We start from the raw sequence: 9,929 nt of genomic DNA on the forward strand, positions 1-9,929 counted from the left end.
CTACCTCTTGAGCTTGAGCGCCTGGTTGGCGCGGTTGATCGCGGTCGAAAGCCGAAGCGCATCGACTGCGGATTTTGCGGAAGTGATCCGCGCGCCCGGGTGCATCGGAATGGTGACCAGGCTTGCCTCGAGCAATTCGAGCTGTTTGATGGTGCGCCCCCCGCCGGACCGGGTGACCGATCTCAGAGTCCGGAAACCGATCGACATCCCGCTTACTGCGCCGGCGCGGACCAATGCGCGGACTTCACGGGCCCTCGTCAGATCTTCCACCAGAAGCCGGCCCTCGAGATGCAGCCCGTCTTTGCGTTCTTCGGCCTTTTCCCATGTTCCGATCGGATCGTTCTGGTCGTGGCCGAACAGGATGGGGAGGGGGGTCTTGGTTCCCTTGAAGGCGCCGGGGTCGATCATGTCGCCCATGCGGTCAGGTGCGCCAAAGGGCCAGGCAAGCCCACTGATTGAACCATTGTCATCAGCGATGATCTTGGTCTCGACAAAGACGCGATCCATCAGAACGACTCCGGTGCAAAATTGGCGCGGTCACCGGCGAACGCGTCGACCTGCTCCTGAACCCACGGCACTCGCAACAGGGTCAGGACATTGGTTGCGGTGAAAGCCACCGGCTTGCCGTCTTCACTGACTTCCCAGCGCAGAACGTGTTTGGCCAGGCATCTCAGCCTGGCTTTCTCGCGATGATCGGCGCTGACCCGGCCATCGATGTCAGCCATCTCGATCAGCTCATCGGAAAGCGAGAGCGCCGCCCGGCGCGCGGTGTCGCTGTCGGGTCCAACCACCCAAAGCTTGAGGCCGGTGGGTTCACCTGAGAAAGGATCCACCAACTCGATCTCGCGGCCCTTGTCCTGATCGGCGGCGTTGCCGATCACGTCATTCATTTCCATCGGATCCCCCGAGCGACTGCGAGCTGGTGTTGGGATTGCGGTATTCGTTGCCGCCCTCGATCGGAGGCAGGTTCTCTTTGGCGCGGATGTCATTCGCGCTCATCCATTCGGCGGACCTGGCCTGGCTGTAGGCGGTGAAGCGCTTCCCGATGTCGGTGCGCACCAGATCGTCGATAAGGAACTCGGCATACCAGGCATCGCGATCTTCCGGCGCGAACAGCTTCAGGCGGATTTCGCCCTGCCATTGCTTGAGCCATTTCGCCAGAACGAAGGTGACAAACATGGCCCCGAGTTCGGCCGCGTTGCCCCATGTGGCGCGACCCATTTCGAACAACAGGTGAGGGGGGACGCCATAGACGCGGGCGATCTCATCGATGGCGAAACGGCGCAATTCGAGAAACTGCGCGTCCACCGAGTTGAACGTATGCGAGACGAACCTGGAGCCATCCCACAGGACCGGAGTGCCGCCAGCATTCTCCGCGCCCTGTTGCGCGACTTTCCAGCCGGCGAGCATCTTTTTGACACCCTCATCACCTAACTGCTTAGGCGTTTCGATCACCCCGCTCGGTCGGCTCGCCTTCTCAAAGAATTTGAACGCCTGGCGCTCCATCACCATTGCGACACGAATGGCATCCCTGCAGTCCAAGGTCGGGGACTTGCCCGCTATGCCGTCGGTGCCGGGCGCCTTGATGTGGAAGATGTCCCGATAGGGATAGAGAGCCTTGCCACCGCCTGTCTGGTATTCGTAAGTCGGTTCGGAGGAGGTGGTGTCGACCAAGATACGGACGTTGGCCGGATCCAGTCGCATCAGCTCCGCGACCTTGCCATCGACCCGATTGATGTGGGCATAGCCATTGCCATGAAGCAGGCAGTCCCGCTGCAACTGCTCGCGGAATTCGCCGGCGCTGGTCCATTCATTGGGGTCGCGCAGGACCTTGGCAACTGGATGCTCACGGTCCCGTTCGCGCTTGTCACCGTCGCGGCGATAGACATGCAGGGGGAGTTGGCCGATCGGCTCGGCTATCGCTTGGACCGCCCGCCGTACGGGCGTGCACCGCATGGCCGTTGTCGGCGTCACAATGACTGGCACGGTCGGAATCGGAAGACCGAAAGCCTCGTAAATCAAGTCGTCGGGCACCGTGAGGGTGCCTTTTGCCTCGACGGCAGGCTGTCGATTGAACGGCCAAATCTTCATGCCCCGAAGATGAGGCGAAGCGTCCAAAACGCTTAATGGTCAAATGGCGGATTTCATGGTTTGGCGTGGGCTTTCAATGGCCGCGCCTCAGGAACTCGATCAAATCGCTTTCGAGAACACAATACCGACCACCCACGCGATGGATGGGCGAACCGGGCTGACAGGCGAGTGTTCGAACGAAATCCGGGCCGGTGCCGATCCGCTGCGCGATGGCCCCGAGCGTCCAGATCACGCGATCTTTTGGGGACTGATTGACCATGCGATCGAACGCGGTCGGTGTGAGAGATTTGCTCATAGGTCAGCCTTGGGTTCGCGTTCCGACATTGTTCAATTGCTGCTCGACGGCGTTTCGAAAGGCCACGAGTTGGGTTTGAACCTGCTCGTCGTTGAGACCAGCTTTGGTCATCGACTTCGCCATCCGCTGTACGACCTGGCGCCAATAGGACTCCCGTTCCTTGTCGCTCGACTTCCGTCTGATCAAGCTCGCAACGTGGCGAGCCTTGCCGACATTTCGATCCTGAGGGAACGGAATGACCCGGGCGCCCGAAGGGGCGCGAGTACCAGCCCAGGAGAACAGGTTCGGATGGTCATCCTTTTCCATGTTTTGCTCCCTGCCTATGGCTAGATGTATATGTGTCACTCTCATGGGACGCGGGATTGGTGGTTTGTGTCCCGCCAGAGAGACGCAAATCGGTTTCTTGCGGTAATCCTATACCGCTGTGTCCCATATCAGTGACGCTCCGTCTCTCAGATGGGACGGCGTCTTGTTTTTCCGGTCGCCATTTTTCGAAGTCTCTGGTGGCAGCGTGACCGGTCTTGTCATCCCGGTGTTCGGTTAGCCGCCATTCCGAAGCCTTGCTTCCGAGGCTGCTGAAATACCCGCCTTGCGAACGTTTGATGAAACCGTGTTGATCAAGATCCTGAAAAGCCCGGCTTGCTGTATTGACGCCGACGCCGAGGGCCTTTGCGGCCTCTCGGCACCCCAAGCCGATCGTCCCATTGTTGGTGCCGTTGTACCGGAGTTTGATTTCAAGGTAGAGCGAGCGCGCAACGGGTGTCAGATCGCGCCATGCAGGATGATTGAGGGTCGAAAACCTGATCTGGACGAAAGGGGGCGGTTTGCCCCCCTTCTTTGCCCGGTAATCACGTTTGCCCATCAGCGCCCCCTGAGGTCGAGGGCCACACCCAGCCGGCTCAAGTCCTTGGTGAAGACCACACCGCTGGCATTCAGAGCGCCGCATATAGCCGCCAGTTTGGCGGCGCGGACCTCATCCGCTTCACCGGGTGAGGATTCCGCCTTCTTCACGGTCGCCACGGTCACACCGGCCCGTTCGGCCAGGTCTTGAACCGACCAGCCGAGCAAAGCCCGGCCGGCACGGATTTGGTTTGAATGCGGTATCTGGATCATGCAGCGACATCCGTGTCGGGGTCGAACATATCCCAGCGGCGCCGAAACACCGTATAGGCCATCCCCAATCCGATCTGGTACTTCTGATCGTCGATGCTGAATTGCTTGGCGAACGCCTGCACCTCGTCACGAACCCGGTCGAGACGATCGGCTATGATGTCGTCGATTTTGTCTTCGTCGATCATGCCGGCCTGCATTTCGGAGTAGGCGCCATCGGCGAAGGTGACGCCAACAAGGCTTGCTGCGGCCAAGAATTCGATGGCGTTGTCCTGATCGTTCATGCGTGTTTCCTTTCGGCAGTTGAGTGAACGCGGCCGCCAAGGTTCTCGGCGACCCATTGATCGAGCGCGTCGGTGGAGTAGAGCGGGATGCGGCCGAAATATTCGATGGCCGGCCCGCCGCCGAGCGTTGCCTTCTTGGCAAGGGTGCTGGCCGAAACCTGCACCCCGTATTTCTCGAGCAGATAGGCGGGCACTTCCTTGCGCCGCAGGCGGGGCTTAGCGAGGGCGTCATTCATGCCTGCCCCCTTCACGCTCGAGCAAAATGCCGGTGACGCGGAATTCGCCGTCATCCCCGATCGCCTTGAGCAAACCGACACGGGTAACCGTTGGATCGATTGCTAGAACCGCATCGCGGATTTCGTCGGCCAATGCCTCAAGGCCGGCCTGGGGGTCCCGGGTTTGGCGCAACACACGTGTCGCCATTGCAGGAATTCTCTTGAGGGCGTCAGACATGTTCATCGACCTCGCAAATCAGAGCGTTGAGTTTTTCCTGCAGCGCTTTCCCGCGGCGCCAAGTCTGGCCACAAAGCCAAAGGGTGGCCTCGATATTGCCGCGCCGGAATGTGAGAGTAACTGCATCGCCATCGTCCCCGACTTGCCCCCTGTCGGGGTCGAGCGACCATTCGAGATCGGTGGTCAGGAATTTGAGAAGGTGCGAAAGCTCGGTTGCCTCCGACCAGATTTCCTCAATCGTGCCGTGCAGAGCAGGCAGATCGGGGGCGGCTTTGGCTTGAAGGGTGTCAGCCATGAGAAAAACCCTCCGAATTCGCCGGTTTGATTTCGGCGGAGGGTTCAGAGGCACCCTTGCCCCAGAACGGGTTCTTGCCCATCCGAAAGGGCCACAAAGCGCACCCTGTGGCCGTGCACTTGCGCGCTTCGCTGGCATTGCCGCCCGAGCAATCGATGCACTTCGCACGGATCGCCTTGATCGGGCTTGTCGGGCCGATCGCTTTTAGGTCTGCCAAAACCACCTGGTCAGGGTGCCGGCCGATCAGCGCGCCGCCGTCCACCTCATAGGGGGAGGGTTCGAGATAGCTTGCGCGATCCGGTCGCGCGGTGGTATTTGCTGTGTTCATCTTGGGTTCTCCTGAACTCAGGGTTTCACGGCATCAGGGGCAGGGTCGCCAAACTCACCCCCTGGTGCCGTTTCTTTTGACTTGGCGATGCCGAGCCTGATCAATTCCCGAACTGCTTGCGCACGAGACGCCTTGCGGTTCGCGTACCTCCAATCATCAATCTGCTTGATCTCATGAGGTGCCAACAGGAGTTGGTACTTCTCCATCTGCGCACTTTCATGGGCCATCCATATTTCTCCGTTAGTTCCGTTTATGACGGATTAACCATTAATGCGGCCTCCGCTGGAAATCAAGCGGAAACTGACGGAAGTTCCGTCTATTGACGCAGTGACGGGAAAGATGTCTTTCAATTCGCTGTGAGCGAGGCTGAAATGGTTGATGACAAGAAGACCTTGAAATTCCAGATGATGATGTCACCTGGAGAGGCCCAGCAACTTGACGATTGGATGTTCGAGAATCGCCTCCGGTCCCGTGCCGAAGCAATTCGACGGCTGTGCCAAATTGGCTTGGCCTTGGATTCTGCTCTACCTGAAATCGAGGGCAAGTTTCAGGTGATTGGTGACCTGTCAGTTGAAATCATTGATGCTATCAAGGCCATCGATAATCGCGAGGGAAGTGACCCCAAAACCGAGAAGATGCTTATGGCTGTCCATGACGCGATGGTGAATTCACTTGAGCTTCTAAACGTCTTGGCGGAGGTCGGTGCCCGACGAAACGAGTGGTTACGGGACGAGACTTTTGACGCGGCGCTCGCGGCAGTAGAGCGATTAGAAAGAACAATAAAGACCTACAGGGACGCGGACGATCTGAAGTAAGTAGTGCCATGCCCCAGACTCCATCCCTGATCACCCAGGCCGAAGTCCGCCGCATTCTCGCCGGTGCCAAACAGGTGGGCGTGTCCATGTCGATCGTTATCCGGGACCGGGTGGTCTATTTCGTGCCGACCGAGGATCTGGATATTCCGCTCAATGACGGGCGAGACAAGCTCGAGCCCTTCAAAGAGGTGGAAAGGCTATAGCATCGCCGATTGCGGTTTTCCGCAGCTTGCCTGTTGAGGCGGAGTGCGCTTTTCTGAACGGGAAGGGGAGGGGCGTTGACCTATCTGTTTTATCTGCTCGGTTGGATTTGCGTGCTGGTCGGTGTCGCCTGGTCGGCCCTGATCTTCGGTCAGCCTTTGCGGCCGGACGCCACCGGCTACGCCATTCTGGGCCGGCTTATCGCTGTCACGCCCGGTGCGAGCGTGATCTTTGGCGGCTTCCTTCTCCTGGCAATTGGCGGTGTGCTGCACCGCCTGGACAAGATCGTCGATAACTCCGCTGAAACCTCGGACCTTCTTGAAAGGGTGGTCTCAGGTGCGAAGCGCTAGGCCCGCGTCGGAAGCCTGACCACCTTGGCGGTCTCCGCGAACATCTGCCGATGGACCTCGCCCGCGATCTTGTTGGCCGCGGCGACCAGCACGCTATCGAGCCGGTGGGTATACCGGGACGTGATGCCGCTGCCGGCGTGACCCAGGCAGGCGCCGATGGTGGAATCCGTAAAACCCAGATCGGCCCCCACGCTGGCGAACGAATGGCGCAGCACGTGGGGAGTCACACCCTCAAGGCCCGCCCCTTGAAAAAATCCGCGATAGAAACGCTTCATACCCGCGTAGGGCAGGCGCTCCAAACGTGAGGCCGGGAAAACGAAGGGATTTTCTTCATGGCGGGGCAGGGTGTTCAAAAGGTCGATTGCCGTTTGCCCGAGCGGGCGGACCGATCGACCGGTCTTGCTGTCATCAAGCTTGAGAACCTGAGCATCAAGGTCGACCTCATCCCAGCGCAGATTTTGAACCTCACCCAGGCGGCAACCGGACAGGGCGGCGAAGTGCAGGATGGCGAGGCCCTGCCATGGTTTGCCGGCAGGGTTGGCGAATGCCTTGCCCAGGGCGCGGTATTCATCCGGCGACAAGCGTCGGTCACGCTTTTTGCCTGCGGGCTTTTTGACCCCGAACGAAGGGTTGAATTCGATCACGCCTTCGGACACGGCAAAGCTCAGGATGCCGCCAAGGGTGCCGGCGGTCCGGGCCGCGGTACCGGGTCCACCCCTGACATTGACCCGCCCCCGGAGCTTTCCGGACTTGCCGGTGACCCGGGTCTTGCCCGCCTGCACGTCGCGGATGAATGTCACAACGTCAGCGCGCTTGATATCGATCACCAGCCGGTTGCCCAGAAGCGGCTTGATGTGCTTGTCGATCCGGCCCCGATCGGTGGCAAGCGTCGATGCCTTTTTGGGGCGTCCGCCCTTGCCCAGGATCAGCCCCTTGTCAGCGGCTTCCATGTACCGGTCGCACAGATCGGCGACGGTGAGGGACTGGCGCCGGGTCCGCCGTTCCTGCAATGGATCGTCACCCGTTATCGCGGTGGTGAGTTGCTTGCCGGCCTCGGCTCGAGCCTGTTGCACGGTCAGGGTGCCCAGGGGGCCGATTTTCATGCGGCGGCGGATGCCGTCCGCGTTGCGATAGTCGGCATAGAACACCTTCGACCCGGACGGATAGACGCGCATCCCGAAGCCCTTCAGGTCAGAGCACCAGATGAAATAGGGCTTGGATTTGGGCGCGGCCGCGTCGGCAACGGTCTTTGTCAGCTTGGGCATGCCCCTGCCTTCCCGGTTCGGAGTCACCAAATAGTCACCAGAAAATCGGAAACTGGCGCCATCTTAGGAAACCCTCGGAAAAGGGAATGTCAAGCGAAACGCCCTATGGCCGGGGCTTTCGGAATGCCGGGACAAGATTGGCAAACGTGCGAAAACCTTGCCGGCACACTTTCACACGGCAGGGGTCACAGGTTCAATCCCTGTCACACCCACCATTTTCTTCAACGATCAAAGTGTGTTGGCTGCGAATCGCCAGTTTTCGCCCCAGCGATTCAGTGCAGGGTGACGAGGGCTTCGGCGGTCTGCGTGCCCTGGGATTCGATGCGATCGCGGCCGCCGGCCTTGGCGGCATAGAGGCGGGAGTCGGCCACCGAAAACACATCGAGCGGCGTGTTACCCTCGGAGCTGTCGGCCAGGCCTATACTGGCGGTGACCTTGAGGCCGGGAGCCAGTTCTTCCCAATTGGCGTCGACTATGGATTTGCGCATGCGTTCGCACACCTTGAGGGCGGCGGCGCGTGTGGTCTCGGGCAGCAGTACCGCGAATTCCTCGCCGCCCATGCGGGCAACGAGATCAACCGTGCGGCAGCTCGAGTGGAGTGCTTCGGCGATCTTTTTGAGAACGTCGTCGCCAACCATGTGGGAATGGCGGTCGTTGATCGCCTTGAAATGATCGAGGTCGATGATGGCGATGGCGTATTCCCGATCGACGCGCGCGGCGAGCTTGAGCAGTTCGCGGTCGAGGGCGCGGCGGTTGGCGATGCCGGTCAGAGGGTCGCGCAAGGCTTCCTGGGCGAGTTGGTCGGCCCGGCGGGTGGCCTGGTCGAGCAGCGCCTTGACCTTGTCGGTTTCGAACCGGATCTCGGCCACGCGGGCGCGGCGGCGCGCCTGCTCGCCGATCAGCTTTTTGTCGAGCGTATGGAAGCGCTTGTAGTGCAAAAGCGCCGAATCGAAGTCGCCCATCGCTTCGTGAACTTCGGAAAGGCGACGGTGGGCATTGGCGATGTGATCGGTAATGCCGGTGCGCTCGGCCAGCAAAAGGGCCTGCTCGCCGATCTCGAGTGCCTCGGCCGTGCGTCCGGCATGGGTCAGGATCTCGGTCTTCGAGTAAAGGAAATGCACCATGCGGCTGTCGCCGGCGGCGCCGGGCACTTCAAGCCAGCGCTCGATGAAATCATGGGCCTTTTCGATGTCACCGGACACGCAATGGGCTTCGGCGCCATTGCACAGGGCAAGGCGCAGGCGATAGCCGTCATTGGTCGCTTCGGCCATGGCGACGGCACGTTCATTAAGAGCGACCGCCTGGCGGTAGTGTTCCTTGAACGCCGCGATATCGCCGGTGTCGCGGGCCTGGTCGCCGGCCTTGGCGTTCATCAGCGCATCGTGAATGATCAGCAGGATGTGCATGGAGGGGTCGTCATACTGTTCCTGAAGCGCATAGGCTTCATCGATCAGCTTGCGCCCCGAATCCATCTCGCCGCTGTAGATCATGGTGATGGCCTGCACATCGAGGGCGAAAGACTGCAGCGAGGGATCGTCCATTTCGCGCCCCACGCGCAGTGCCTCGGCGGCCTCATGATAGGCCTCGTCGATCATGCCCAGTTCGAACAGCAGACGCGAATAGATTGCGGTCGCGCTGGCGGCCTCGCGCAGGCTGCACTGCTCGGTCCAGATCTGCTGAGCTTCGTGAATTGGTTCGACGCCGTCTTCGGCACGCCCGAGCTGGATGCAGTACCAGGCGATCTGCTGCGCGGCCAACGCGATGACCGGCTTGATCATCGCGGTTTTGGCCCGCTCGTAAATTTCCCGGCCGCGGGTGAGTGCTTCGTCGGGGCTGCCAGTGCAACTCAGTTGCCAGCAGGCCTCCAGTTCCTCCCCCAGCGCCTCCTGCAAGGATCGTTCGCGCATGGTGTCGCTGTCTCCAGACTTCGAGACAGAGTAGCCGTGCCCGCTTAATGAAGCGTCTACGGAAATAGGTCGGATTTTAATGGTCGGGTTAAATAGAAGTGCGGTTAATTCAGCCCGTTATGCCTTAACCGGCTCGCTGGTTCGGGCCTCGAGCCGGGAAGCGGCGAGATCCTTGATTTCGCGCAGTTCGCCAATGGTCTTGTCGAGATCGGCGCGCTGGGCCTCGAGCTGGGCCAGGCGGTCGTCGACCTTCTTGAGCAGCAGGGAGTCCTGCGCCTTGAGCCCGTCCGCCGGATCGTACAGGCTGAGATATTCGCCGATGTCATTGAGCGTAAAGCCGAGGCGCTTACCCCGCAGGATCAGCACAAGCCTGGCGCGGTCGCGGCGGCGGAACACCCGGGTCTTGCCGACCCGGTCGGGATTGAGAAGCCCCTTTGCCTCATAGAAACGGATAGCTCTGGTCGAAATGCCGAACTCCTCGGCGAGTTCGGCAATGGCATAAAGGGTAGTGGGATCTTCGGCAGTATCATGCATG

Annotated in this window: 19 protein-coding genes; 3 read left to right on the forward strand and 16 right to left on the reverse strand. The window is 60.3% G+C overall.

All coding sequences use genetic code 11. The features are described 5' to 3' along the window. The 13 genes from G489_RS0117310 to G489_RS21305 all read right to left on the reverse strand — a co-directional run bounded on the left by G489_RS0117310 (nt 1) and on the right by G489_RS21305 (nt 5,083). Nucleotides 1-507, reverse strand: a complete 507-nt coding sequence (locus G489_RS0117310) for an HK97 family phage prohead protease (protein WP_029042573.1) — start codon at nt 505-507, stop codon at nt 1-3. Continuing rightward, on the reverse strand, nt 507-890 hold the full coding sequence (locus tag G489_RS0117315; protein ID WP_210162628.1) for a hypothetical protein: 384 nt from the start codon (nt 888-890) through the stop codon (nt 507-509). The genes G489_RS0117310 and G489_RS0117315 overlap by 1 nt, the downstream gene beginning before the upstream one ends. After that, nucleotides 883-2,091, reverse strand: coding sequence for a phage portal protein (locus G489_RS0117320; RefSeq protein WP_029042575.1), 1,209 nt, complete (start codon nt 2,089-2,091; stop codon nt 883-885). The genes G489_RS0117315 and G489_RS0117320 overlap by 8 nt, the downstream gene beginning before the upstream one ends. Nucleotides 2,092-2,164: 73 nt before the next feature. Next, nucleotides 2,165-2,386, reverse strand: coding sequence for a hypothetical protein (locus G489_RS21295; protein ID WP_035873265.1), 222 nt, complete (start codon nt 2,384-2,386; stop codon nt 2,165-2,167). A 3-nt stretch (nt 2,387-2,389) separates the two neighbouring features. Beyond that, nucleotides 2,390-2,692 carry a DUF6074 family protein gene (locus tag G489_RS0117330; protein WP_029042576.1) on the reverse strand — a complete coding sequence of 101 codons (303 nt, stop codon included), beginning with the start codon at nt 2,690-2,692 and terminating at the stop codon, nt 2,390-2,392. Beyond that, the gene (locus tag G489_RS22530) at nt 2,679-3,248 is read right to left on the reverse strand and encodes a GntR family transcriptional regulator (RefSeq protein WP_155889435.1); all 570 of its coding nucleotides are present in this window, start codon (nt 3,246-3,248) and stop codon (nt 2,679-2,681) included. The genes G489_RS0117330 and G489_RS22530 overlap by 14 nt, the downstream gene beginning before the upstream one ends. After that, nucleotides 3,248-3,499 carry a helix-turn-helix domain-containing protein gene (locus G489_RS0117335; protein WP_029042577.1) on the reverse strand — a complete coding sequence of 84 codons (252 nt, stop codon included), beginning with the start codon at nt 3,497-3,499 and terminating at the stop codon, nt 3,248-3,250. Before G489_RS0117335 ends, G489_RS22530 begins: the two co-directional genes overlap by 1 nt. Next, on the reverse strand, nt 3,496-3,780 hold the full coding sequence (locus G489_RS0117340) for a hypothetical protein (protein WP_029042578.1): 285 nt from the start codon (nt 3,778-3,780) through the stop codon (nt 3,496-3,498). Before G489_RS0117340 ends, G489_RS0117335 begins: the two co-directional genes overlap by 4 nt. Continuing rightward, nucleotides 3,777-4,016: a hypothetical protein gene (locus tag G489_RS0117345; RefSeq protein ID WP_029042579.1), complete on the reverse strand. Its 240-nt coding sequence runs from the start codon at nt 4,014-4,016 to the stop codon at nt 3,777-3,779. The genes G489_RS0117340 and G489_RS0117345 overlap by 4 nt, the downstream gene beginning before the upstream one ends. Beyond that, nucleotides 4,009-4,203 carry a hypothetical protein gene (locus G489_RS0117350; RefSeq protein WP_029042580.1) on the reverse strand — a complete coding sequence of 65 codons (195 nt, stop codon included), beginning with the start codon at nt 4,201-4,203 and terminating at the stop codon, nt 4,009-4,011. The genes G489_RS0117345 and G489_RS0117350 overlap by 8 nt, the downstream gene beginning before the upstream one ends. 22 nt (nt 4,204-4,225) lie before the next feature. Then, nucleotides 4,226-4,528, reverse strand: coding sequence for a hypothetical protein (locus G489_RS0117355; protein ID WP_029042581.1), 303 nt, complete (start codon nt 4,526-4,528; stop codon nt 4,226-4,228). Next, on the reverse strand, nt 4,521-4,856 hold the full coding sequence (locus G489_RS21300; protein WP_035873268.1) for a hypothetical protein: 336 nt from the start codon (nt 4,854-4,856) through the stop codon (nt 4,521-4,523). Before G489_RS21300 ends, G489_RS0117355 begins: the two co-directional genes overlap by 8 nt. 17 nt (nt 4,857-4,873) lie before the next feature. Next, nucleotides 4,874-5,083: a ribbon-helix-helix domain-containing protein gene (locus G489_RS21305; RefSeq protein ID WP_035873269.1), complete on the reverse strand. Its 210-nt coding sequence runs from the start codon at nt 5,081-5,083 to the stop codon at nt 4,874-4,876. A 144-nt stretch (nt 5,084-5,227) separates the two neighbouring features. Between G489_RS21305 and G489_RS0117370 the strand changes: the two genes are divergently transcribed. From G489_RS0117370 to G489_RS0117380, 3 genes are all read left to right on the forward strand, one after another. Next, nucleotides 5,228-5,671: a hypothetical protein gene (locus tag G489_RS0117370; RefSeq protein ID WP_029042582.1), complete on the forward strand. Its 444-nt coding sequence runs from the start codon at nt 5,228-5,230 to the stop codon at nt 5,669-5,671. Between the two features lie 8 nt (nt 5,672-5,679). After that, nucleotides 5,680-5,874, forward strand: a complete 195-nt coding sequence (locus G489_RS0117375) for a hypothetical protein (RefSeq protein WP_029042583.1) — start codon at nt 5,680-5,682, stop codon at nt 5,872-5,874. Between the two features lie 75 nt (nt 5,875-5,949). Further along, the gene (locus G489_RS0117380; RefSeq protein WP_029042584.1) at nt 5,950-6,222 is read left to right on the forward strand and encodes a hypothetical protein; all 273 of its coding nucleotides are present in this window, start codon (nt 5,950-5,952) and stop codon (nt 6,220-6,222) included. Here the strand turns inward: G489_RS0117380 and G489_RS0117385 are convergent. From G489_RS0117385 to G489_RS0117395, 3 genes are all read right to left on the reverse strand, one after another. Then, complete coding sequence (locus G489_RS0117385; RefSeq protein WP_029042585.1) at nt 6,219-7,487, reverse strand: tyrosine-type recombinase/integrase; 1,269 nt, start codon at nt 7,485-7,487, stop codon at nt 6,219-6,221. The genes G489_RS0117380 and G489_RS0117385 overlap by 4 nt on opposite strands. 272 nt (nt 7,488-7,759) lie before the next feature. Continuing rightward, nucleotides 7,760-9,394: a tetratricopeptide repeat-containing diguanylate cyclase gene (locus G489_RS0117390; RefSeq protein WP_029042586.1), complete on the reverse strand. Its 1,635-nt coding sequence runs from the start codon at nt 9,392-9,394 to the stop codon at nt 7,760-7,762. 117 nt (nt 9,395-9,511) lie between these two features. Then, a complete protein-coding gene (locus tag G489_RS0117395; protein WP_029042587.1) occupies nt 9,512-9,928 on the reverse strand; it encodes a MerR family transcriptional regulator in 417 nt (138 codons plus the stop codon). Between the last annotated feature and the right edge of the window lies 1 nt (nt 9,929).

The sequence above is a fragment of the Cucumibacter marinus DSM 18995 genome, from assembly GCF_000429865.1.
Lineage (GTDB): Bacteria > Pseudomonadota > Alphaproteobacteria > Rhizobiales > Devosiaceae > Cucumibacter > Cucumibacter marinus.